This window comes from Paenibacillus sp. Paensp111, assembly GCF_059492195.1.
The window spans coordinates 1,066,991-1,091,767 of sequence record NZ_CP168527.1 but is presented as its reverse complement, the minus strand read 5'-3'; the positions used below and the strand labels follow the sequence as shown (position 1 = coordinate 1,091,767).

General features: G+C 49.5%; 21 protein-coding genes. 8 read left to right on the top strand and 13 right to left on the bottom strand.

Features of this window, described 5'->3' with window-relative positions; translation table 11 throughout:
- Window positions 1-99: 99 nt before the first annotated feature.
- The 5 genes from alr to ACEN86_RS05005 all read right to left on the bottom strand — a co-directional run bounded on the left by alr (window position 100) and on the right by ACEN86_RS05005 (window position 7,740).
- A complete protein-coding gene (gene alr, locus ACEN86_RS05025) occupies window positions 100-1,296 on the bottom strand; it encodes an alanine racemase (protein ID WP_495633261.1) in 1,197 nt (398 codons plus the stop codon).
- Window positions 1,297-1,531: 235 nt separating this feature from the next.
- Window positions 1,532-2,683: an outer membrane lipoprotein-sorting protein gene (locus tag ACEN86_RS05020; RefSeq protein WP_495633260.1), complete on the bottom strand. Its 1,152-nt coding sequence runs from the start codon at window positions 2,681-2,683 to the stop codon at window positions 1,532-1,534.
- A 264-nt stretch (window positions 2,684-2,947) separates the two neighbouring features.
- Window positions 2,948-3,217, bottom strand: coding sequence for a hypothetical protein (locus ACEN86_RS05015; RefSeq protein WP_495633259.1), 270 nt, complete (start codon window positions 3,215-3,217; stop codon window positions 2,948-2,950).
- Between the two features lie 111 nt (window positions 3,218-3,328).
- Complete coding sequence (locus ACEN86_RS05010; protein ID WP_495633258.1) at window positions 3,329-4,519, bottom strand: acyltransferase; 1,191 nt, start codon at window positions 4,517-4,519, stop codon at window positions 3,329-3,331.
- 185 nt (window positions 4,520-4,704) lie between these two features.
- Complete coding sequence (locus ACEN86_RS05005; protein ID WP_495633257.1) at window positions 4,705-7,740, bottom strand: efflux RND transporter permease subunit; 3,036 nt, start codon at window positions 7,738-7,740, stop codon at window positions 4,705-4,707.
- A 282-nt stretch (window positions 7,741-8,022) separates the two neighbouring features.
- Here ACEN86_RS05005 and ACEN86_RS05000 point away from each other — a divergent pair, with 282 nt between their 5' ends.
- Entirely contained in the window at window positions 8,023-8,637 is a 615-nt protein-coding gene (locus ACEN86_RS05000) for a sterol desaturase family protein (protein WP_495633256.1), read from the top strand.
- 188 nt (window positions 8,638-8,825) lie between these two features.
- The gene (locus tag ACEN86_RS04995) at window positions 8,826-9,395 is read left to right on the top strand and encodes a thymidine kinase (protein ID WP_495633255.1); all 570 of its coding nucleotides are present in this window, start codon (window positions 8,826-8,828) and stop codon (window positions 9,393-9,395) included.
- A gap of 108 nt (window positions 9,396-9,503) precedes the next feature.
- Here the strand turns inward: ACEN86_RS04995 and ACEN86_RS04990 are convergent, their stop codons facing one another.
- Window positions 9,504-10,913: an MFS transporter gene (locus ACEN86_RS04990; protein WP_495633254.1), complete on the bottom strand. Its 1,410-nt coding sequence runs from the start codon at window positions 10,911-10,913 to the stop codon at window positions 9,504-9,506.
- Between the two features lie 109 nt (window positions 10,914-11,022).
- On the opposite strand from ACEN86_RS04990, the gene ACEN86_RS04985 reads away from it, so the two are divergent.
- Window positions 11,023-11,910, top strand: coding sequence for a LysR family transcriptional regulator (locus tag ACEN86_RS04985; protein ID WP_495633253.1), 888 nt, complete (start codon window positions 11,023-11,025; stop codon window positions 11,908-11,910).
- Window positions 11,911-12,080: 170 nt separating this feature from the next.
- On the opposite strand, the gene ACEN86_RS04980 is transcribed toward ACEN86_RS04985, so the two are convergent.
- Window positions 12,081-13,496: a deoxyguanosinetriphosphate triphosphohydrolase family protein gene (locus ACEN86_RS04980; RefSeq protein WP_495633252.1), complete on the bottom strand. Its 1,416-nt coding sequence runs from the start codon at window positions 13,494-13,496 to the stop codon at window positions 12,081-12,083.
- 391 nt (window positions 13,497-13,887) lie between these two features.
- Between ACEN86_RS04980 and ACEN86_RS04975 the strand changes: the two genes are divergently transcribed.
- Window positions 13,888-14,100 (top strand): hypothetical protein, encoded by a 213-nt coding sequence (locus ACEN86_RS04975; RefSeq protein WP_495633251.1) that lies wholly within the window; start codon window positions 13,888-13,890, stop codon window positions 14,098-14,100.
- A 20-nt stretch (window positions 14,101-14,120) separates the two neighbouring features.
- Window positions 14,121-14,993, top strand: a complete 873-nt coding sequence (locus tag ACEN86_RS04970; protein ID WP_495633250.1) for a sulfurtransferase — start codon at window positions 14,121-14,123, stop codon at window positions 14,991-14,993.
- A 405-nt stretch (window positions 14,994-15,398) separates the two neighbouring features.
- Here the strand turns inward: ACEN86_RS04970 and ACEN86_RS04965 are convergent, their stop codons facing one another.
- Window positions 15,399-16,283, bottom strand: a complete 885-nt coding sequence (locus ACEN86_RS04965; protein WP_495633249.1) for a DMT family transporter — start codon at window positions 16,281-16,283, stop codon at window positions 15,399-15,401.
- Between the two features lie 100 nt (window positions 16,284-16,383).
- Here ACEN86_RS04965 and ACEN86_RS04960 point away from each other — a divergent pair, with 100 nt between their 5' ends.
- Window positions 16,384-17,265: a LysR family transcriptional regulator gene (locus ACEN86_RS04960; protein WP_495633248.1), complete on the top strand. Its 882-nt coding sequence runs from the start codon at window positions 16,384-16,386 to the stop codon at window positions 17,263-17,265.
- Between the two features lie 324 nt (window positions 17,266-17,589).
- On the opposite strand, the gene ACEN86_RS04955 is transcribed toward ACEN86_RS04960, so the two are convergent.
- The 3 genes from ACEN86_RS04955 to ACEN86_RS04945 all read right to left on the bottom strand — a co-directional run bounded on the left by ACEN86_RS04955 (window position 17,590) and on the right by ACEN86_RS04945 (window position 19,879).
- Complete coding sequence (locus ACEN86_RS04955) at window positions 17,590-18,561, bottom strand: proline dehydrogenase family protein (RefSeq protein WP_495633247.1); 972 nt, start codon at window positions 18,559-18,561, stop codon at window positions 17,590-17,592.
- Between the two features lie 77 nt (window positions 18,562-18,638).
- On the bottom strand, window positions 18,639-19,445 hold the full coding sequence (locus ACEN86_RS04950) for a helix-turn-helix domain-containing protein (protein ID WP_495633246.1): 807 nt from the start codon (window positions 19,443-19,445) through the stop codon (window positions 18,639-18,641).
- A gap of 266 nt (window positions 19,446-19,711) precedes the next feature.
- The gene (locus ACEN86_RS04945; RefSeq protein ID WP_495633245.1) at window positions 19,712-19,879 is read right to left on the bottom strand and encodes a hypothetical protein; all 168 of its coding nucleotides are present in this window, start codon (window positions 19,877-19,879) and stop codon (window positions 19,712-19,714) included.
- A gap of 87 nt (window positions 19,880-19,966) precedes the next feature.
- On the opposite strand from ACEN86_RS04945, the gene ACEN86_RS04940 reads away from it, so the two are divergent.
- Together ACEN86_RS04940 and ACEN86_RS04935 are read left to right on the top strand one after the other, a co-directional pair.
- On the top strand, window positions 19,967-20,530 hold the full coding sequence (locus tag ACEN86_RS04940) for a PadR family transcriptional regulator (RefSeq protein ID WP_495633244.1): 564 nt from the start codon (window positions 19,967-19,969) through the stop codon (window positions 20,528-20,530).
- Window positions 20,523-21,509 (top strand): BtrH N-terminal domain-containing protein, encoded by a 987-nt coding sequence (locus ACEN86_RS04935; protein WP_495633243.1) that lies wholly within the window; start codon window positions 20,523-20,525, stop codon window positions 21,507-21,509. The genes ACEN86_RS04940 and ACEN86_RS04935 overlap by 8 nt, the downstream gene beginning before the upstream one ends.
- A gap of 146 nt (window positions 21,510-21,655) precedes the next feature.
- Here the strand turns inward: ACEN86_RS04935 and ACEN86_RS04930 are convergent, their stop codons facing one another.
- Window positions 21,656-23,932, bottom strand: a complete 2,277-nt coding sequence (locus ACEN86_RS04930) for a preprotein translocase subunit SecA (RefSeq protein WP_495633242.1) — start codon at window positions 23,930-23,932, stop codon at window positions 21,656-21,658.
- Between the two features lie 228 nt (window positions 23,933-24,160).
- Complete coding sequence (locus ACEN86_RS04925; RefSeq protein WP_495633241.1) at window positions 24,161-24,586, bottom strand: hypothetical protein; 426 nt, start codon at window positions 24,584-24,586, stop codon at window positions 24,161-24,163.
- Between the last annotated feature and the right edge of the window lie 191 nt (window positions 24,587-24,777).

Below are 24,777 nucleotides of genomic sequence, written 5' to 3'. Positions count from 1 at the left end.
AGTGGCGTACATACCATTTGTCATTTTCCAATTACTTGATATATTCGGGGTACCTAAGAACAATTCCTCCATACAGGTAAAAACTTTTGGGGGTAACCGTTAATTGGAACTCGCCGCAACCAGCGGATTCACCCTGAGTTCAGGCACCCCTGAACGAGTGTAAAGCCGTGGTATGCGGTGAGCCAGCATGCAGATGATCTCGTAGTGGATGGTACCTAGCTCAGAAGCCAGCTCGCCTGCGGTAATAGTCTCCCCGCCCTGCTGGCCAATGAGGACAACCTCTTCTCCGGCTTGAATTTCCTCTGCCGTTTCGGCAAAAGTTTGCAACGATACCATACACTGGTCCATGCAGATGGTCCCAACGACAGGAACGCGGCGTCCGCGAATTAGAACCTGTGCTTTCCCCGTCAGCATACGTGAATATCCATCCGCATAACCGATAGGGAGTGTACCTATCAGCTCCTCGGCTTCGGTCGTATAGCGTATCCCGTAGCTGATGCCTGAGTGCGGGGGCAGCTTTTTAACAAATACTACCTGTGTTTTCAGTGTTAATACCGGGCTTAGCTTCACCTTAGTCTGCTCGACCTCTGCTGACGGATATAGACCATATAGGGAAATCCCTATACGAACCATATCGCAGGAGATCTGCGGCATATCTACGGCGACAGCACTGTTGCCCGTATGTATAATCGGGATCTCATAACCCTGCTCCCGCAGTGCTTCGCACGCGCCCTGAAAACGTCGGTACTGCTCCAGTGTATAGGTCTTATCTTCCTCATCTGCCGTGGCATAGTGGGTAAATAGCCCCTCTACCTCCACATGCGGCACCGCCATCACGTCACCGACAAATCGGGTCAGCTTCTCACCGGGTAACAGCCCCAGTCGTCCCATTCCCGAATCCACTTTAATGTGTACCTTGAGCTTGCCCGCAAATTTGGAGGCATCCATCTCTCGAATGGCGCTCAGCACTTCCTCACTGAACAGGGCGATCGTTACGTCGTTCTCCCAAGCCGCTTGAATCCCATGCACAGGTACATAGCCCAGGACCAAGATGGGGAGCGATATACCTGCCTGCCGCAGCTCCAAAGCTTCATCCAGAAACGCTACGCTAAGATAATCAGCACCGAGGCGCTGCATTTCCTTGGCTACTTGTACCGCTCCATGGCCATAAGCATTTGCTTTCACACAGGCCAGAAGCTTCATCCCTTCAGGCAGAGCCTGACGGAATGCCAAATAGTTGGCTTGAAGAGCGTCCAGATCAATTTGGACTTGGGTGGGTCGATAGTTTACTTGCAATGAGGTCACCTTCTCTAATGTTTGAAAATCCATTAACACAATAAACTAATGTTAATGTTCCCAGTGATGGCTGTCAATTACGATAGAGAAACCTTTTTCTGCAAGTAAACCAGCATTCCGGCAGAATGATTCAGGCGATCATACCACGTTAACAGCAGATAAAAAAAGAGGACGGATGGACGGTGTGAAGGGGCAAGATTTATCCTCCCTCCAGCCGTTATCCGTCTACCCACTATTATTTACCCGTTTGATCCTGCATAGAAGCGGCGATCTTGATCATTTCATTCGCGGGCAGATTGTTGCTGGTAAGATTGAATTCCAGACCGTCCACGGTCCAGGCCAAATTCTGTGTCTCCTGGTCGGATCCGGTCAGATAACCCCAGGTGAAGCCCAGATCGATAACCTGGCCATTGGCCGCCAGAGATACCGCTCGGTCAGCTGCTCGGCCCTCCGTCAGCGTATATTGATATGCTCCATCATAACGAAGGAGTACTGCACTGTTCTCGCTGCCTTCGATGACCTTCTCTTCTTTCTTGGCTACACCCTCAGGAAGATAGGTCGGCATAATGACCCCGAAGGTCTCATTCATCGCGGGAAGCTTGGCAGAATCCTGAGCTGCCTTATCGTCCGCTGATTGTGCCGCGGTATCCTTGCTGTCCGAGGAAGAATCAGCCGCTTGGTTCTGATCCGGGGTCTTCTCGACCAATTGTCCGTTCTCATCCACTTCCAGGATCGTGCCCTTGGAGTTCGGTGTAGCAGCATTCAGATTCTGCTGCATGTCGAACGACTTCTTATCAAAACCGGCATCGAATTTGAACTTGTCAAATTTCACTTCAACGACCACATTGGCGTTCGAGTCTGAGACCTGAACCTGCTTTGGCGCATAGTCCTTCTTGTTCAGCCAAATCTTCTGACGCACCAGGGTCTGGGTATTATAATTGGCTGCCACATCAAAAACATAGCTGTCCTTATCGTCTACAAATTGACGCGAGGTATCGTTCAGGATACTGCGAACCAAGGTCTGGTACAGATATACCTGCCCTTGATTCTCAGGCCAATCGCTCTGGAAACGGAAGCTCTTGTTCAGACTTGGTGTAAGCACGTACACCCCTTGATCGTTGCGGAGTACGATCTGGGTCACGTCTTTCTGCGCATTCGTTAAGGCAATCCGGTAATATGACGGGTTCTGATACCATACCTCCACCCGGTACTCCTGAGGCTTATCCCCTGTATGGAGGGTCATCGTTCCCGTACCTTCATAACTTTCCATCTTTGTAACGACTTGATCCAAGTCTTTGATAACATCAGCAGAATTCTTCGTGCCGCACGCAGCCAGCAGCATGCTGAAAGCTATCACCATGGTTAGCACCCATGTGATTCGACGCATGGTATCATCCCCTTAGCCCATATGAATTTTCCTAAACTTGATACATGTCTATGTGGGAACTTGGACGATTATGCGGACATGTTTGACAAGCCGGGACTTTACATAAGAGCTGCAAAACTACCGGAAATAAAAAAGAAACCCAAGGTTGCTTTAACCTGGGTTCCTCTACACTCAGAAAGCCAAATGGCTTTCCTTAAGGATCACTGCGTGTTCTGGCCGCTTGCAGCAGACCAACGTCTAGTTACGGAACGTTCCACTAGCAAGCTACCACCTGTGGTGTCTGTGATGTCTTCTTCTAGGCTGTTCCAGCAAAATAATGGCAAGCAGATCGAAAAGGACCAGAGGCAGAATTAGTGGCGCAAAAGTGACGTGAGCCTTGGTATCCTTGCCGTGCAGTGAGGATGTATTCAAATACAGACGCTTGCCGGATACTTTCACAATAGTCCCGTACAGGATACTGCCTGTCTTGGTCTTGATCTTCACCCGTCTGTTCAAATACTTGCGAGCTTTCGCATGATTGGACAACTTCGCCAATGGTTATTCACCTCCATAGGTTCATGACTCAATTTACGCAGACATGAGCCTGATGGTGTGGGCTGGTTATCATGTTTTACGAAGGTAATTCATAGACGATGTCTTCCTAAGTCAGGAGGTTATGCCAGGCTTCTGTTCCGCCTGCTGCCCTGTCCTCGATCTCTGCGGAATATGAATACCGACCACCCATTTGCCAAACGGAAGCCTAGCCAGCAGCCAAGTTAACAGGCAGCACATCATCATACATAATATAAAAGCTATCAGCGTACGCAGAGTCATACTCCATCCCGCGAACAAGCTGCCTTCCAGAGCATACGCGAGCCTCAGCACGGCGGCATGCATCAGATAGGCCCCATACGATAACACGCTGATCCCGGATAGCATGCGGAGCAGAAGCGGATGAGCGCCAGTCTTCAAAGCCATCGCAATCCTATAGAGCACAAAGATCGAGCTTGTAAGGAAAATAACCATAAGGGGCTGCAGCAGCGCCACTCCGTTAAAATTAATATGAAGCCCCTCCGCGCCAATAAAGCCATTCACCAGACGATAGAAGAAGTAGGCTGTGAAGCCGATAAATACCGGCCAGTAGAGGAATTGTCCCTGCCTAACCCATTGCTGCCATCTGGGAACGTTCAGGCCCGCTGCTGCGCCCAGCAGGAAATAAAACAAATAATAAAGCACGTTTCGGTCTGCATAAGTGGTAAATAGCGGAGTGATCACCGGAATATCGGCTGCTGAGAACATTCCCGCGATAATTCCGATCAGCGGCATCAGCCCGATATAAGCAGCCCCTGCCGCCGTAGCAACCCACGGACGGACTCTTGGGCGCAGTCGCTGAGATCCTCCTCTCACCCATTTCCGGAACAGCGGGAACAATAGATAGAACTGAATCATCATGAATACATACCATAGATGATAGCTTGCTTTGCCCGTAATCAGCCGTTCACCGGCCGCTAAGATTTCTTCAAGACGGAGGTGAGGAAAGGCGTGATTCAGGAACATATAAAAGATGGACCATATGAAAAAGGGTGCTCCTATATCCTTGAGTCTTTTTACCAGAAAAGAGCGATATTTCAGTTCTCCATCGTAATTGTAGAAGAGCACCATCCCAGTAATAAAAATAAATACGGGCACCGCAAATTTCGATAGAATGACGAGCAGGGCCAGCAGTACTCCGTCAGCAAGGCCTATCTCCTTCAGGTAGCCATAATGGGCGACCGCGTGCTGGAACACTACCCCCGCGAAAGCAATCCCCCGGAGAAGTTCAATTTCTAGTATTCTCTCTTTCGCTATCCGAATCATTACATACTCCTGTTCTTTCGCTTGTTGTTTTGTTCAATTCGTCTATTATAGCAGGATTGTCCTATCTAACACGAAGTTAAGATGCTTCCCTCTCTGAATATATGAAAGACCAGGCGAATGTCTATAATTCGCCTGGTCTTTATAAGTGCAAGCAGCCTTGGCCTGCTTCGCGTTAGTCATTGCATTTATAGCTGCTCGGCCGGAATCAGCACCTCCTGCTTATGCTTCACTTTCTCGCGCCTAGAGCCCGTGAAACTGTAAATGACCGGCACGATCAGCAGGGTTAGAAGCGTCGAACTGACAAGTCCGCCGATCACCACCACCGCAAGAGCACGGGATACCAAGCCAGCCTCGGTGGATAGAGCAAGCGGAAGCAGGGCGCCTACCGTAGCAATGGCCGTCATCAGAATAGGACGCACACGCGTAACTCCGGCTTCGATCAAGGCCTGCCGTCTCTCCATCCCCTTCTGTTCATTCTGCTTCACCCGGTCAAGCAGTACGATGGCATTGGTTACAACGATGCCGTTCAGCATCAGCAGTCCAATCATCGCCGGCATTCCAATCGGCTCCCCTGAAAGGAACAATCCGCCAATCGCTCCAATGATAGAGAAAGGAATGGACGCAAGGATAACGAACGGAAGCTTGGCTTGACCAAAAGCTAGCAGCATTACAAAGTAGACAAGCACAACACTGACCAGCAGGGCTATGCCCATACTGACGAACCCATCATTCATTTCCTTGGCGGCCCCTTCCGAGGTCCAGGATACGCCATTCGGCAGCTTAAGAGCATTAATGGCGGCAAAGGCTTCACTGCTCACTTTAGCTGAGTTGTTATCGGTAATGGACGCATAGACCTCCATATATTCTTTCTGGTCCAAATGGGCAACCAGGGTCCGGCTTTGGATCTTCTTGATCACACCCAGATCCCCAAGCTTAACCGGTTGACCCAAAGCGCCGGTAACTTCCTGTTCCTTAAGCTGCTCGGCAGAACCCGTATGATCGGTCTGCAGCTTCAGAATAACATCGGACGGCTTATTGTTGATATCCATGCTTGCAATGGTGCCCCCGGTTACCATCATTCTCAGGCCTGAGGCTACCTGGGCAGGCGTCAGTCCGTTCTCAGCCACCCGCTCATGATTCAGGTCAATGGCAATCTCGGGCTTCTCTCCTTGAGCCGAGCTTCGAACGTCCGCCAAACCGTCAATTTTGCGGATGGCCGCAGCGATTTGATTGGCTCCTTCTGCAATCGCTGCATGACTGGGCCCGTTCACAATAATGTTCAGATTGTTCCCGCCAATCCCGCCTAGACCAACCAGCACAATACTCTCGGCGCCCTTGATATCCGCGAACTTACTCCGTAGCTCTTCACCGATACGGGTCGTATCCGCTTCTTTAGTTACTTTGAAAGCAACACGCCCCTCTTCATCTGCCGTACGTATAAAAGTACGCTCCACTCCAGGCTCAGCCTTAACTGCCTGCTCTACAGCCTTAACAACCTGCTGCGTTAAAGCCTCATTTGTCCCTACCGGCATGGTGACATCCACATTAAAGTTGGTCGGCTTCTCCGAGGGCAGAAAGTTGAAGCCTATTGCGCCTACGGCAGGGACTGCCAAGCTTCCAGCAAGAAGAACAATCGCAAGCAGGAGCGTCACCGCTCTGTGACGAAGGACTCCTGATAGCATTCTGCGGTAGAGCTTCTGCAGACTGCCTTCCTTATGCTCCTTATGCTTAATCTTGAGCAGGAACAGTCTCGACATGAGCGGAACAAGGGTTACCGCAACCAGAAGTGAGAACAGCAGCGAAATTACAATGGTCCATGCCAGCGGAACGAAGAATTTACCTACAATGCCTGGCACGAAGGCCAGCGGCAGGAAGACCGCCACGGTCGTTAGCGTTGAGGAGGTGATAGCCGAAGACACCTCGCGGGTAGCCTGCTCGACCAGCTCTGCATTTCGTTCCTGAGCTCCCCGCACCCGGCGGAACACATTTTCAATTACCACAATCGAGTCATCCACGACCCGCCCGATGGCTACGGCGATTCCTGCGAGAGTCATCATATTCAGGGTATAACCAAGCTGGTTCAGTACAATAAATGAAGCCAGCATCGACAGCGGTATGGAAATGACAGCAATCAAGGTCGAACGCAGGTTACGCAGGAACAACAGCGTGACCGCAACCGCCATCAGACATCCGAGCAGCACTTCCCGAAGCATGCCGTAGACCGAGTGCTCTATATCCTCGGATTGATCCAGCAGCAGCTCCTGCTTGATTCCTGAGGGAATGACGAGGCTTGATAGGTTATGCTTAATCTGCTTCACCATCCCTACGGTATCCTGTCCGCCCTTCGACAGAACACTAAGGGTCACAGCAGGCATTCCATTCATATGGGTAATGGTGTCATCCGATGCACGGTATGTAACATCTGCAATCTCGCTCAGTGCAAAAGAGTTCAGCTTGGCTTCTCCCCCAGATAGAGGCTGGGGCGCAGCTGCCGCAAACAACCGGATATTCCGGACATCCTCAATCGATTGCAGGGTATCATCCATCCGAACGGGCAGAAGCTGCGAAGATGTCTTGATGTCACCAATCGGAATATTCACATGATTAGCTGTAATCATTTGCTGGACTTGATCGAGAGTTAGTCCTTTCTCCTTAAGCTTGCCGGGTTTAATCTGTATGTATATGTTCTTATCTTGTATGCCCTTTACCTCAACCTGCCCTATCCCCTCAGCCGATTTAACAGCCGGGACGGCTTCGTCCTCCACGAATCGCGCAAGCTTCTCTTGATCTGCTCCGCTATAGGCAACCGTATAAATTTCGGGGTCAAGCTTCTCGCTGAAGAAGACAGGCTCACCTGTGCCCTCGGGAAGCTTGGCCTTGGAGACGATGTTACGAGCTTCCTCTTCAATCTTGTCCATATTGACCGACATGCTGGTCTTGATTACACCGGAATAGGCATTGGGAGCCCCCCAGGTATATACGCCGGTCACTCCTTCTATATTGCGAAAGTCTTTTTCCAGTACCTCACCTACATCTCTCATGGACTGCTCGGGTGATGCGCCCGGATATCCAATATTGACATGCAGATACGGAATATCCACATCCGGGTATTTCTCCATCTTCATTTGGCTGACCGCATAATAACCCCCAGCAGCCAGTACCGCTACCAGCAGCAATACAGCTGTGGCATTCTTCATACTAAAACGAATCAGTGATTTCAATTTCTTCTTCCTCCCCAAAATTTGTCTCTCATGTTGAAAGTATAGAGGACGTGAATAGTGCCAGCACACCATCTGGAGGAGGTAATTAACTCTGGACCTTAGAGCTGTCATTCACTGGACTTTGGCCCAGTAGTCAAAGCCTGAGTTCTGTGCTTAATTATAAGTAATGAACTAAAGTTACAAATTTTGCTACATATACCAGAATTCCGGATGAGGGCCTTGAACTTAGTTCAATTTATTGATCTTGTTATAGAGATATAAGGAGAGGGATGAAATCAGACTATGAAAAGTAAACAGAAGCAGTTCGTGAAGGAGTTTGCCTTTGATTCAAGGGTGCTCTTCATCACTTGTATGCTGATCGTGTATGCGGTTGTTACGCTCCTCACACCTTACAGCCGCTGGATGTGGTGCGCTGTCTTGGGAGGACTACTGGTCTTTTTCATTGTCGAATATGTCTCGCATCGCTTCATTCTGCACGGATGGCTGTCAAGGATCATGCCGAAGGCTCATGAAGGACATGACAATCACCATAAGAACCCGCAGGATTTCAAGGACATGCTCACACCCAACACCTACAACGTTCCGGTCCATCTCCTGTTCTGGCTTTTCTTCACCCTTGCTCTCCAAAGCCTTCATCTCAGTAGTGCACTTATGTTCGGGGTAGCCGTCTATCACCTGCTCTACGAGTGGGTTCATTATGTCTCGCATCGCCCAATTACTCCCCGCACACGCTTTGGCAGATGGATGAAGAAGTACCACTTACTTCATCACTTTAAAGATTCCCAGCATTATTTCGGGGTCACGAATCCTGCGCTGGACATGATGCTTGGAACGGATCAGCTTCCCGCCGGGATGCATAGTTCGGCGGAAGGGGCGGCTGCGAAGGAGTCGTCTTAGGGAGTTCTGGGAGTTCTGGAGTTCTGGAGTTCTGGAGTTCTGGGCTTTCTAGCTTTCTGGAGTTCTGGCTTTCTGAGCCAACTGCCCAGCGGTTCAGCCTTTAGCTCCCAGCGGTTCCTCATTGACTAACGTTAAGCCCGCCTATTATGCTGTAATAGATATTTTCAGCGGGGAAAGGAACATGCAGCTTGGCACAGTTATACTTCAAATACGGAGCAATGAATAGCGGTAAGTCTATTGAGATTCTTAAAGTAGCCCACAATTATGAGGAACAGAACAAGCCCGTTCTGATCTTCACACCGGCGCTCGACACCCGGGACGAGATTGGATTCGTGTCCTCCCGTGTCGGTATGCGAAGACAGGCCATTCCGATCTATGATGACACAGATATATTCAGCATGGTGAAGGAGCACGAACCGAGGCCGTACTGCGTACTGGTGGATGAGTGCCAGTTCCTCAAGAAGGAAGGCATCCGGCAGCTTGCCCGGATCGTGGATGAACTGGACGTACCCGTCATGGGGTTCGGGCTCAAGAACGACTTCCAGAACCGCTTGTTCGAGGGCAGTGAGCAGATGCTGATCTATGCCGACAAATTAGAAGAGATGAAGACGATTTGCTGGTTCTGTGAACGCAAGGCCACCATGAACCTGCGGGTTGAGAATGGCAAGCCCGTGTATAACGGCGAACAGATCCAGATCGGCGGCAGCGAAGCCTACTATCCGGTATGCCGCAGATGTCACGCAAATCCACCATTATAAAAAAGTGGGTGTTCCCAGGTTGATGAACCGGGGACACCCACTTTATTTATTTTCCAAAAGATTAACGCAGCATTCAATTCTTATGAACCTATGCTCATACTCGCACATTTAATTGGAGCCTGACGGAACCTCTGACTCTTGCAATGGCCCTGACTCCCGGGTCCGCCGGTTCATGAATACCAAACACAAGGCAATTATTGTGAGAATCACCGCAAGCCACCGAAATCCCCCGAAGCTGAATTTGCCTCCCATAACGATACCGATCAACAAGGAAGATAGTATGGTCCCCAAGTATCTCGAGGTATTGAACAGACCTGATGCGACACCGATAATCTCCTTCGGAGAACTTTGGAACATGGCTGCTTGCATGCCTACGTTACTCAGCCCGTTACTAATCCCGAATGCGGCTAGTGCCAAGCATACACTGATCACGGATGTTGTCTGATTCAAGGTCACGATCCATACGGACCCAAAAGTCATCAGAATAGCAGACATGAGCAGCGCCGGCCGGGGTCCTGACTTATCAATCCATCGTCCTGCCAGCGGCGAAGTGACCAGCGAGGCCAGACCCAAGGTCAGCATAAGGATTCCTGTGTTGAACTCGCTGACGTGCCGGACCGTTTGCAGGTAAGAAGGGAACCCGAAGAAGAGCGAATAATATAGCAGATTAACAAGGATATATTGGATATTGACAGAGGTCATCGCAGGATGCCGGGCGAATGTCTGCAAAGGAATGAAGGGCGTCTTCGTCTTGAGCTCATGTCTTACGAATCCCCCCAGCGCTGCGAGGCCGATCAGCAGGGGTATAAGACTTCCTGAGGAGAATTGCCCGGCTGATTTGGCTGAGAGCAGCCCAACGAGCAGAGCAATCAGCCCTACTGTGAAGAGCAGAATTCCTGATACATCGATCACAGCAACCCACTTTCGAAAAGTCATGTCCCGCGCAGTGAGAAGTGTAGACCGCTCTTCCTTAGGTATCGTCTTCCGGGCGAGCAGAAAGCTTGCCAGCACAAACGGAATATTGACCAGAAAAATAGCTGGCCACCCCCACCAATGAATCAGGACACCGCCTATAAAAGGGCCAATCGCTGCGGCTCCGGATAGGAATATGGACAAGACAGACAGTGCAGTCGCTTGTCTCTCCGTAATATGAATGCGTATGATGGCCATTCCCACCGCAACCATCATGCTTGTTCCGATCGACTGCACAACGCGCAGCACAATAAGCATGCCGAAGTAGGGTGATAGCGGAGCCAATAAGGATGCCGCGAAGGATATAACAAGCCCGGCAAGGAAGATTCTCCTGCGGCCGAATAAATCACTGGCTTTACCCATGACAGGCTGGGCAACTGCACTTGCAATGTAGAAAGAGAATATAACCCAGGACACGCCGGTAAAATCCAGCTTAAACACATTTTGCAGACTCGGAAGAGCTACGGACACCATCGAAGAATTTAATGGATTGAGCAGAATTCCAAGACATACTGAAATCATTAACCACCTGCTGCGAGCATTCAATTCCGCTCCCCCTCTCGTATTAATGTCATCGTACTTGAAACCCGTTATTTATTCCAATGCATTTCATGTTATGATTTCATAGACTAGAAGGAATGAGCGGAGGTGCAAAATGGAGCTTCTTCAGCTGCAATATTTTATCGCGGTAGCCAGATTGGAGCATGTAACTGAAGCCGCACGAAGCCTGCATGTGACACAGTCCTCACTAAGCAAGACGATTCAGCGTCTGGAAGAGGATTTAGGTGTACCCCTATTCGACCGGGTAGGAAGAAAGCTGCGGTTAAATGAATTCGGAAGCAGCTTCCTTCGCCGCGCCGAAAGGGCGCTCTTCGAACTCGAACAGGGGAAGCAGGAGATTAGCGATTTATCAAGTCCCGAACATGGCACACTCGAATTGGCGGTAACCGCCGCAAGCGCGCTGCCCTATATCCTTCGGGAGTTCCGGAAGAAGCGGCCTGATGTCCAATTTTATGTCCAAATGCTAACCACGCAGGAAATGGTTACGCTTCTTCACCGGGGAGAGGTAGACTTCTGCTTGTCCTCACCTTCTATACACGGAGATGATATTAATACCCAGATCGTGTTCAACGACCCGGTCCTTGTTGCTGTTCCCAAGAGTCATAGGCTGGCAGGCCAGGATAGCGTGAGCTTGGCTGAACTGAGAGATGAGTGGTTTGTCGGTGTAAAAAGAGGCTATGGTACACGAGATTTAACCGACTCCGTATGCCAATCCGCCGGATTCTCGCCCAAATATGTGTACGAGGGAGATGAGCCTGCAAGGCTGGGCTCACTTGTGGAAGCCGAAATTGGCATTGCCTTCATCCCAAGCACAGCAAGCAATGCAAATGATCATATTCACTATCTCCAAGTAGAGGGTCATGAACTGGTGCGGGAGATCGCATTATTATCACATAAGAGCCGGTACATTTCGCGGGCAGCCCAGGAATTCCGCGAGGTGGTCGTGGAGTATTTCGCGGCGAAGGCGGCGGGGGGAAAATAAAGCAGCGGCAGAATTAGACTTTATGGCTCAGTCCAATTCTGCCGCTGCTTTTTGTATTCGAAGTTCGCGCTACCTCTAGCGATTAAGCAGGTCTGGTCTGCTTGGAGCTCGCTCCCTTCAGATTATTTCTCTCAATTATCTCCCTTTGGGAGAGCCCCTCTCTGCTCGGGTTAATCCAGATCGTAAATCGAGCCGACCTTGAGTCCGTACAGTTCGTTGTATATTTTCTCGGCGTAAGCGTCGGTCATGCCTGCAATATAATCAATGATCATATGCTCCCAGGTCCAGATCGGATGCTCTCTCTTCTGATCCCGGTCAAAGCGGCGGAGCCAGTCTCCCGGAATAATGGACTTCGAAGTGTGAGGGTCCACAAAAGCATCCCAGAGCCTCTTAATAATCCACGCGCTCCGCTTCTGCAGACGCTGTACCCTGAGGTCCCGGATCATGGTAACCCAAGCGAAACTCTTGAGCACGCTGACTGTCCGCAGCATATCCTCGTCCTCTTCTCCATTCCTCACAAAGGTCACCTTCTGCCAGTTCCCGTCCGGAATGACGCCCAGGCTTCCCACGAAAAGGCTTACCCAATAGGCCTTAACCTCCCGGCGGGTCCGGGACGAATCGAACTCACAGGTCGGCAGCTTCTCATTCCAGACCCGCAGGAACGAAGTCAGCACTTCCTCTGCTTTACTCCGTATGCGCTCATCGTCCCATCCTTGCCAGCACGGATCTTCCAGCGTATTCACCTTCTCCACAATCAGCTGCTGGATATGCGGGTCCTGCATGAAATGCTCATGCACCTCGATCTTCCCCGCCTTGATCCCATCCTCCAGATCATGCGCCGAGTATGCAATATCATCACACAGGTCCATCAGTTGGGCTTCTAGCGTCTTCTTGCCCGCCGGAATTCCCCATTGACTCCGGATCTCAGAAATATACTGCCACTCATGGTGATACATCCCCTTATGATTCACCGTGCCGGGAAAAGGATATTTATTCGTTCCCAGCAGAACTGCATCCGACAGATTCAGCCCATCCAGGTCCTCTCGCTTCTCCAGAAACATGATTAGCCGGAAATTATGGGCGTTCCCCTCGAAATGCTCATACTTCTGCCTCATTGCGGAGCGAATCAGCAGCTCATTGGCAGCTGGATCACTGTTCTTCTTCAGCTCCTGCTGTACTTTATCCTCAATCAAGCGGTCCAGTATGCCCGAGAGCACCTCTTCTCCTTTGTGCCCAAATGGCGGATGCCCGAAATCGTGACAAATTGCCGCACACTCCACAACCTCGGAGTCAATGATGAGTCCCGGATTGCCAGCCCTCGCGGTGTCAATGCCCGGATAGGAACGAATCAGGCTGCGCGCAGCTTCCCTCGCAATCTGAGCCACCTCAAGAGAATGGGTAAGACGAGTCCGGTAGTAATCGCCGGTTCCGGCCCCGAACACCTGTGATTTACCTTGCAGGCGCCGGAAGGTAGGCGAATGAATCAATCTGGAATAATCACGCTCGTAAGCCGCCCGAGCATTTCCATGCCCGTGCCCCGTCTGATCCGGGTACTGCCTGTGCTGCCTGAGTCCATTAACGTCCATAATCAAGCCACTCCTAATTATTAGATCTGCTATATGAGTTGAACAAATGATTTTACCTGTTAGTCAGCCGTGTGTAATGTTCTTACGATCGCTGTTGCTCTCAGACTTCTTAATTGAATTATAAAGGTAGAAGTCTGAGATCAAAGGCGAACGCTACGCTTCTCCAGAATCATTTCACACTCTTGCCTAGGTAACTCTTTAAGTTCAACTTTTATAGCAGGATTTTAGTAATTTTTAACTAGTGTACTTCCAGAGTCTGTTTGAAGTCAAAGGAGAATCCCAAGTCATCTGCCCCGGCACAAAATCCCCCAACACCCTGCGGTCGCACCAAGGGTCAATTTTATGATATGTTAACCTTAATTGTAATCTGTACCAGCAAAGGGGAATCACCATGCCGATTAGAAGACCGCTCCTGACTGAACAGGACTTTCAGGAAGCTTTGGACCATCAGTACCGTATTCGTGTATTTCAAGACGATCATCTGGTAGATTCCGGCGGAGTCATTATTCGCTTTGATGACCAGACTGTCATCCTGCAATCGAGCGTAAGTGAACTGGCGTATCATTCACGAAAGGATTGTCAATTTTTTGAGATTCGAAAGTAAAAGGATAGAGGAGGAGTAATATGTCTATGTTGGTTGCAAAAAACTGGCTGCTCGCAAGGCTCTACGAGCAGGATCAAGTGATTGTAGACTGCCGCTTTCAGCTCGGCAAGCCGGAGGCTGGGCGGCAGGCTTATGACGCCGGTCATATTCCCGGCGCTGTCTACCTGGACCTGGAGGCGGACTTGTCAGGTCCTGTCCAGGCTCATGGCGGCCGCCATCCCCTGCCAGATATGGCGGCGCTGGAAGATCGTCTTGGACGGGCCGGGATTGGCCCGCAGACGAGAGTCGTAGCTTACGACGATCAGGGCGGCATGTACGCCGCGAGGCTGTGGTGGCTGCTGCGCTATGCCGGGCATGAGCAGGCCTATGTGCTGAGCGAAGGCTTCTCCGCATGGGAGGCGGCGGGCTATCCCTTGAACGCCGAGCAGCAGGTAGTCATTCCGCAGACGTTCACCGCTCAGCCGCAGCGCGGCATGTGGGCTGACGTCAGCGAAGTGCGCGAAGCCTCTGCCGCCGGGGAACGCGGCGCGCTGCTGGTGGATTCGCGCGAAGCGAAGCGCTATATCGGCGAGGAAGAGCCGATCGATGCCCGCGCCGGGCATATTCCAGGAGCGGCTAACCGCTTCTGGAAGGAGGTGCTTGATGCGCACGGAGCCTGGAAGGGCGAGGCGGAGCTTAGGGAGCATTTTGCAGATATTATTCAAGCAGCTGAAAAAGGCCGTGACGTCGTTGTATACTGCGGATCCGGCGTAAGCGCTTGTCCGAACGTGCTCGCGCTGCATCATCTCGGATACACGAACGTGAAGCTGTATCCAGGAAGCTGGAGCGATTGGATTAGTTATGAAGGGAATCCGGTCGCGGTGGGGGACGAAGGAGAACGGAAAGACGGATAGCAGTATGCAAAGTTGATTACATCGCCAGGTGGCTTCTAAGCCCAGGCGGTGTATTTTTTATGTTACGAATCAACTGGGAGTCCACAATGGGTTCCATATGACAGTATTAAATGAATTTTCATATTTTTGGCGTAAAACATATAGATGTCCCTCAAACAAATATATACACTGAATCAACAAATGGAGATTATTTGAGGAAAATCAACGAAAAGCCAACATTAGTGTTGCAGATTAATCGAGGTGAACCGTATTACAAGTAGGGAAATTTGCACGAAAACACCAGGTGTAGGGGCCATCCGTGGTGGATGGAAGCAACGAATTAGAGTACTTTTAAAGGCAGAAATGAAATTTTCGCGACGATGATTTTGGCGCGTTGATCTTGCGGTATTCTACGATTAAATCACGTTAGACCTGTCTTGGCCTTACATTTACAAGCAGTATGCTGGCAACGATAAGCATCATGCCCACGATAAGGTTCATCGTCAAATGTTCATTCAGGAACAAAATGCTGCAGATGATTGAGACGACCGGGATGAGGAACGTGTACGAGCCGACCTTCGATGCCTCGCCTGAACCAATTAGCTTGAAGTATACGAGCCAACCGAGCGCAATGACGAATACGGAGATGAACAGCGTATCGTACAAGAGGGCTGCCGTCCAGCGCACCTCTGACCAGCTCTCGACAGTCGAGCCGTAAGCTGTCATGACGATGCCTCCAATCACGATCTGCATAGCGGTCATCCACAGCGAATCGACCTTGGCCGCCTGCCGTTTGATATAGACTGTGCCAAGCGCCCAGCTTAGTGCGGATCCCAAGGCGAGCAGAATTCCGAAGATGGAGATGCCTCCCTCCAATCCACCGATGCTCATCGCGGCGACTCCACCGAAGCCGAGCAGTAGGCCGACCATTTTCCGTGCGTACATCCTCTCTCCCAGCCACATCCAAGCGAACAATCCGAGCAGCACAGGCTGGAGGAACACGATCGCAGAGAACAGGCCTGCCGGCATGTATTGGAGGCCAACTGTTTGGAAGCCGTAGTAGAATACGATGCTTAAGAATGCGGACAGCACATAATACAGCCACGTTTCCCGAAGCCGAAGTTGCTTCCAGCGCGGTAGCGCGATAATAATAAGCAGCACTCCTCCGATTAGTGTGCGAAGTCCGGCAAACAGAAGCGGCGGCGTAAACTCGAGAGCATACTTGGATAATGGCCAGTTAATTCCCCACATAAGAATGAGGAAGGCCAAGTAGAATAACGTTTGCTTACGCGATAACGATGTCTCTGACATATAACAAATCTCTCCTTGTGTTAAGCTTTATCCGAATGATACACTAAATTGAACCATGATGAAAATGAATGTTTTTCATAGGAGGCATATCATTCACGTTATGACATATACACAAATCAAGCTGTTCGTGAAGATCGCAGAAACTGGGAGCTTTACAAAAGCCGGCCTTGAACTCAATATGACGCAGCCCGCGGTTAGCCGAGCAATCTCCTCGTTAGAATCGGAGCTGGATATCCCTCTGCTGCTGCGCGACCGCCGCGGGGTGCAATTGACTGAAACCGGTAAGCGAATCGTCGTGCAGTTCCGTGAGATTCTCGGTACCTTCGCCAAGGTCGATCAAGTCATCGCTGATGAGAAAGGGCTTCAAGTTGGCACAATCCGCGTCGGAGCCTTTCCTGTGGCCGCCGCTCACTTCCTGCCACGTATTATTAGTGTTATTGCCAAGCAGCATCCGGGCATCGAATTCGAGCTGCATGAAGGAAGCATCGACGAACTGAGAAACTGGCTGGAGACAAGAGTGATCGACATTGCATTGCTCATTCCGCCGGACGGCGATTGGGAGACGATTCCACTTTATCGGGAGAAAATGTTCGCCGTACTGCGAGAGGATCACCCGCTGAGCAGTCTACCCATTGTCCCCGTCAAACAGCTCTCGACGGAGCCATTCATTACGTGTAAATCCGGCTATGAGCCGCCAATTACGGACCTATTCGAACGAGCGAGAGCTCACCTGCAATCAAAGTACATCGTTCAGAGCGTCAGCATGGCTCTCAACATGGCAGAGGAAGGTCTCGGCTTCCCCATTCTGTCCGAACTTGCACTGAAATCCCTCCCTACAGGGCTCGTGAAGCGTGAGCTTGAACCGAATGCGTATCGCGATATCCGACTTGCAGTTCCATCTATCGATGAGGCATCCCACGCGGTCAAATTGTTCATTCGGACTACGCTCGACTTGTTTCCGCCGCCGTATGACCTGACTTAAAACAAATCAAGCCCCGGCCCGCGTCACAACGTGAGTCGGGGCTTTCGATTACTCAGCCACTGCTCATTTTGGGTGCCTAAAGATTTTTCGCTCTATAGATGATAAGGTGAACCGTATCACAAGTAGGGCGAAATCCATGACAGTTGCAATCCCCAGGCACTGTCATCGCAATTAAACCTAGAGATCGAATGCATTAAGAAATAGCGGCGAACAATGTGCAATTAGGGATGTATGAGACGGAAGCTTGTAGCTCCCTCATACATCCCTTTTTCTATGAATAGGTAAGTTCACTTTCTCCTTATAGACGGCGCTTTACTCTCACAATTATTCATAATCCCTAACAGAATCAATGGGTCTATCAGCCGCGATGTCGATAACTGCTTGATATAAATTTGGCGGGTGCTCGGCGATCCTGTGGCATAAATACAAATACCATTCATGGCCATAGGTTAGATAGATGCGAACGGGATAGCCGGCTCTTCTCAGTTTGCTGCTTAAGTCGGGCCGAATCCCGTATAACATTTCGAATTCCACACCCGGCTTCAAGGCCCATCCCCGATTGATCACCTCATCTATGATGCGCTCATCATGGGTAGCGATGGATACTCGATGCCCTTTATCAATGGATTGTTCCAAGAGCTGCAAATAGCGTTCATTCAGAGCGTCTGAACGTGAGATCGCCAGCTGATCCGGCTCTTGATAGGCTCCCTTCACAAGGCGTAATCGTCTAGAATCAGCCTGCAAATCATTCAAGTGCTGTGTTGTAAGGTGCAACTGTGCTTGCAAGGTGATACCAATATTCGGATAGATAGCTGCTGCACGCTTATAGATCGCGAGAATCGCCTCGGTTTTGGCTGATTCCTCCATGCTGATAAACAGTTCGATACCCCTCCGCTGGGTCTGTTCCGCCAAGGCTGCCAACTGCTTATATGCTAATGCGTCATCTACCGATAAACCGATGTGGGAGAGGTCAAACGATACGCGAGCCGCTATCCCGCGATCAATCAGGGTCTGAATGAGCTGTTCCATTTCCAGTGCCGCCGCTTCACAAGATTGGACATCTGCCGTATTTTCGCCAATATATTCTATAGAAATTGCATACCCCTTATTAACAAGCGCCCTCCCCGCTTCCAGTCCGGCTGCTCTGTCGTCGCCCGTCACATACCTCGCGGCAGCACGTTGCAGCATATGATATATGGATGGCGTCTGCTCGACATAATCCTTCAACTCTGCCCGCCGAGCAATGGATTTCATCGTTTCTGCAAATTGTTTTTCCAGTTCAATTGTGATCGCCATATAGTAGCCCTCCTCTTGTCTTCTCAGCTCAGTGTACTATCGAGACGATAGAAGAGGATTGTAAAAAATTGCTCTATTTATATGGATAACGCGTAAGTTTGAGGCGTCGCACCTACTATTCTGGCGAAGGCTTTCGTAAAATGACTTTGATCATAGAATCCGGTGTCAACCGCTATTTCGGCAATGGGCCGCTGCTTTTTCAGCTCAATCTTGGCATGATTGATGCGCAGCAGATTCTGATAGGCATGGGGAGGCAGATGCGTACTTTTCTTAAATAATCGTATCAGATGATAACGGCCGACGCCGGTCTCTTGCTCCAATGTTTCAAGTGTGATCCGATCCTTGTAATGGGCATGAATATATTCCTTAACCCGATTGACGTATTTCTGTTCCAACGCGCCATGCGGTTCGTGTACGATGTCGGATTCATGCTTAATGATGAGCATATGCATCAGTTCGATTAACGCCGTCTCAATCTCCAAGGAAGATTCATTACGGACAAGGGAATCCATGGTTCGATTGAATAGTTTACGGCAAGCGTTGTTCTTCCGGTCCTCTAGCAAGAACGGAATTTGAAGATTATTAAGATGAGGAAGTTCAATATGTTCAAACCATTTCGGCTTAATGAACAGCATTCTGTATTTCCAGTTGGCATTCTCAGCAGGCTGACAAGCATGGAGCATGTGTGGCGGAAAGTTGATCATTCTCCCCGACTCTACGCGCCATAACATCCCTTCGCACCACGCCTGAGTCTCGCCTTCATCTATTAAACCGAGGGAATGTTCCTCATGGAAATGTTTCTGATAAGCTAAGTCACTCTTCCGACATCGCTTTGCTTCCAAGAAAGGCAATGCCTCGTCTCGATAAAATGTTACATCGGCCATCGGAACTATACCCCTCCAAACGTGAATGAACATGGTTTCGCTCTATATATGATATATTGAACCGTATCACAAGTAACAGCAAGTTTTCCTGTAACTCGCACGGGCAATCAGCATACTTACTAGAAGCTACGGACCAGCTGAAGCGACTGGATCTCGTATACCGAGAATAAGCTGGCGACGGGATAAGAATAAGACAGAGAAGCCGCACCAGACGCGGTTTGAAGGGCTGTAACAGGTTGCCGTGAGGCGAACTGCTGCAGTCCTTTTTAGGTTCCGTTGTAACTGCCAGCTTGATGTATTAACGCTTGCTGCTTCGGCATGCCCCGTTCTTCATTCTTACTATGCTGCCCCTCTCCCCTGGTCTCCGGCGGCAAGTTGTTATATCCCTTCTCCCATCGTTCAGCCTTGATCAGGTCTGCTGAAGTATAACCCACTTACCCCAACGCCCATCGTAATATTGATTTTTTATTTCACTAGTGATATATTACACCTGTGTAATATTAATCGTTAGGAGTCCACACATGAATCAACTTTCGAATGTTGAATTTACACTGCTGCAAATTATCGCGGAATGTAAGCAAGCATCGGGTTACGACATCAATAAGCTAATCGATCAGCGAGGTTATAGGGAATGGGCCAATATCGGTACGACTTCAGTCTACGCTGGTCTGAAGAAGTTGAACGATAAGGGCTTGATTGAGCACGAAGAATCCGGCGAGAAATCCGGAAAGGGACCTATGCCGACACGATTTGTCATGACCGAACAAGGTATCGGGACGCTGAGAGATGAAGTCATCTCCAGCCTGTCTTCTTCTCGCGAACGCGATAATCGGTTCGATCTGGGGCTCGCCGCATTACCTGTTGTGGAGAAGGACAAGGCGATTGAAGCTTTGCGCAAACGGCTGGATTTTCTTGGAGAGACATTGAATCATCTAAGGCAGATGTATGCATCGCAAGGCGGCGCTCATTTACCGCTTCATGTCAGGGCACTTTTCCTTCACCCAGTGAGTCTCATCGAGAGTGAGCAGGCGTTCGTTAGCAAGATCATTCAAGAATTGTTGGAGGAGACGGAGGAACATGAGTAGAATCATTGAAGATTTCGTGCCTTATCAAGGGGAACATTGCGAGACGACAACCGTAGGCAACCTGCTTCAATTTGCTGGAATTCAGCTATCGGAGCCGATGTTATTCGGATTAGGTCAGGGATTTGGTTTCATTTACTGGGATTCCAAGCAGATGGACTTTCCCTTCATAGGGGGAAGAGTGAAGCCGGATGAACTGACCTCCTGCCTGGCATCCCGGCTCAACTTAACTCTCAGGGTGCAAGAGAGCTCCTCTGTCAATAAAGCGTGGCAGAATGTGCTGAGCTTCCTAGAACGCGGAGTTCCGGTTGGCTTGAAGCTAGACTCCTATTACCTGGACTATTTTACGAAAAAAGTGCATTTTGCAGGTCATTACGCCGTAATCTATGGCGCGGATGCCGATTACGCCTACATGGCGGATACACGCCAGCAGGGTGGTCTTGTGAAGACTCGACTGACGCAATTGGCCATGGCCAGAAGCGCTAAGGGCCCGATGAGCTCCAGGAATCGTTCATTTACCATTGAACCGGCCGATACACTTCCTGAGCTTGTACCCGCAATACGATCCTCTATCACCCAAAATGCACGAGACTATCTAAATCCGCCCATTCGCAATATAGGGAATAAAGGCATCCTCAAAATGAGCCAAGAAGTCCTGAAGTGGCCTTCTAGAAGCAAGAATATAGATGCAGATCTCTGCCTGACTGCGCTATTGATGGAAAAGGCGGGAACAGGCGGTGCTTTGTTCCGAAATCTATATCGGGATTTTCTTGAGGAATGTATGGCTCTGATTGGAGACTCGAGGCTAGACAAGGCACACAGGTTGTTCACCGAAATCGCTCCTATGTGGGTAAGCGTATCTTCTATGTTCGACACTGCAGGCAGAACGGGCAGCTATCAGGAACTGGACAAGGCTTCCAAGCTTTTGATTGAGATTGCAGTTAAGGAACGTGAAGCCATGGAGCTATTATTGAAGGTGTGAAGTAGCTTTAATTAGTGTAACCATTTATAAGAGTACATTGCATTAATGGCGATGTACTCCTGTTCGTTGTAAATAGGTGCATACAACAGCAATCAATAATGGCCACCAGACGAGGTCTGCTGTGATTGCAGCATGATTTCGCTGTTTCAGTAATCTGACAGCCTGAATATGGGCCTCGCAATCTTGCGCAGCCAAAAAGCAAATACGGTGGATCCAGACCATGAGCTGCGCTTGTTCTGGATGTATTGATCATTAATAATATAAGTCCTTGTGGAAGTAGGATTCTTCAGGCCTAACTTTTCCCACTTCGCTGGATCATTCGAGCCCTCAAGCCTTACAAGCATCTCGGCTGAAGCCCTATTGATTTTATCTGCAATTTGCTCAAAGGCTTCGGTAATTTGCGCATGAAATTCATCGATTGGATTGCGGCTGGCAATGCTCTCCAGGTGGATGCTTTCGCGAAGGTAAGACACGTATGCTAGATGGTCAGCCCAGAACTTGTCGATATAAAAAAGCCGTACCCGCTGCTCCGCAGGACTCATCGGCTTCCAGCCTTTCAAAACTGCAAGCCGCTCTTCGTATAGAATCCGCCTCTGATCCTCCACCATATCCGAATAACCGTTCAGCTCCTGCTGGATATCGAAGTTTTGGCCCATAACCACGCGCTGAATATGTATGATTTTATCGCGGAGTACCGGATCCTCGAGTGGATCATCCTGTCTTCTAGCGCGAACAGCTTTGTGAATACCGAACCGAAGCAACAACTCGTCCTCCAAGCTTACGAAAAATATGGACGCTCCGGGATCGCCTTGACGGCCAGAGCGCCCGCGCAGCTGGTCGTCGATCCTCACACTTTCGTTCACATGCGTACCCATCACATATAACCCGCCCAGCTTGGCGACTGCTTCTGCTTGTACGGGGTTACCGCCGCCTAGCCTAATATCGACGCCGCGTCCCGCCATATTCGTAGACACCGTCACGGCCCCGATTTCCCCTGCCTTGGCTATGATCTCGGCTTCTTCTTCGTCATTTCTCGCATTCAGAACATGGCAGGGTACACCTGCAGCTGCTAGCGTCTCCGCCAGTAGGTCAGACTCCCCGACACTTGATGTACCGATGAGAATTGGACGTCCCGTCCCATGGACAGACGCGATTTCGCGTACGAGCGCCTTAAGCTTGGCTTCTTTATGAGTGAAGATCCGGTGCGGATGGTCGATTCGTATGTTTGGACGTTTCGGCGGAATTCGTACGACCTGGAGCTGATATACAGCTTCGAATTCCATTGCGGAGGCGTATGCGGTAGCTGTCATCCCGCTAATTTTCGGATACAGGCTAATAAAGTGTTGAAGGGTGATCGTCCCGAGAATTTTTCCACCAGCTAAAGATTGCAGCCCTTCTTTGGCCGCAAGCGCAGCTTGCAATCCTTCCGGCAAATGCCTGTTCTGCGCGACGCGGCCGGTATATTCGTCGATCAGCTCGATATTGCCGTCCCGGACAATGTAATCCACGTCTTTCGTCAATAATGTCTCCGCATGCAGCGCACAATTTAACGATGATAACAAATCGTTATTGTGGTTATCGTACAAATTACCACAACCCATCAGTGACTCCACTTTCGCAGCGCCCGCTTCATTCAGGTATACATTTCTCTGGAACTCATCAAATTCGTAATGCTCCCCTTGCTGCAGCTGCCGGGCCACTTCTGCGAACAGAATACCGTCATTCTTGGAAATAACCGGCTCGCCGGCGATAACTAGCGGGACCCGCGCTTCATCGAGAAGCAGTGAATCCGCTTCGTCGACGATAACGTAGTGGAAAGGACGATGCACGGTATCGGCCTGGGATAGCGCGATCGTGTCGCGCAAGTAGTCGAATCCCGCTTCCTTAGCCGTAACATAGGTTATGTCCGCAGAGTACGACTCTCTTTTCTCCAACAGGGTCATCCCCACTTGAACCGAGTCAACGGTTAACCCAAGGAAACGATAGATTGGACCCATCCACTGCGCATCTCGGTTTGCCAAATAATTGTTAAAAGTCAGCACATGGACGCCTTTACCCGTTAATGCATTCAGATAAGCAGGCATAACAGCAGAAAGTGTCTTGCCTTCACCGGTATGCTGCTCAATCAAAAAACCCTCGTGTAGAGCGATAGCTGCCATGATCTGGACATCGTAAGGACATAATCCCAGCTTCCGCTTCGCTGTCTCGCAGACTAACGCATAAGCCTCAATGAGCAGCTCGTCCAGGGGCGTGCCCAATCTTGCTTCGTTCTGCAGCCGGACAGATTCCGCTTGAAGCTCCTCGTCGTCCCATGCCTCCAAATTTCGTGTCATAATGAGCTTCGCTTTATCCCGATAAACTCTCAGCTTATTCTGAGTATCATAGTCTTTGAATTTCTCAATCAACTTGGCTGCTATATTCATAGAAATTTGCTCCCCCCTCGTTTAAGAGATACAACAAGTTAGTGCTACGATTATACTATATATGGATAAATTTGGCACATAATGAGAGGCCCTCTAACAAGTGACAACGAGTGAACGTCAATTTTAATTCAAAAATACGACGGTTAGAAATGCTTCAGTGTATTCCAGGTTAAAATTTGTTCATCTCGCTCTCTGCGCCTTGCTGCTATTTTAGGGAAGTTTTTTATACTATTTTTCATCTCCATAAAGTTTCTTCAGGAGTGATGTTAAATCAGGGTTAGGCTTAATGGGCGTGTGGTTAATGCTAGTAGGGGTTAGATATAACTTTTTTTGTTTTTTTTCAAACAAAGTTACATGGAATAAAACACCGCTCGATTCCTGTTGGTTTGGATCGGGAACGATTTTAAGTTGGCGAATTTTTTCCATCCATTCCTTGATTTCCGTTGAATTATTGATCACCTTCCGGTTACCATTGCTACCACTAATTATTTCTATTGAATCTACGTTTGTAATGTTGCCAGGGTGAAACATTTCTAATTCCTTAGTCGTAAGGTCGTCCGATACTTCTGAATTGGATTGGTTATCATTTGGGCAACCGACGCAAATCCCAATAATCATGGTTATGATGAGGAACTTTAAGAATTTTCTTTTCATAAATCCATTCCCCCCTTAAATTTACAAACGTACTTATCATTAATAAAGTTGTGCATTAAAAGAAAAAGCAAAAAACGCTTGGATAAAAAGCCTTCCAAGCGTTTTCTAAGTATACGTTAATCCCCAATTTTCTACATGTCCGTAACTGATCCGTATTGACCTAGTAGCAAATATGTACCGGTGGTTTCCCA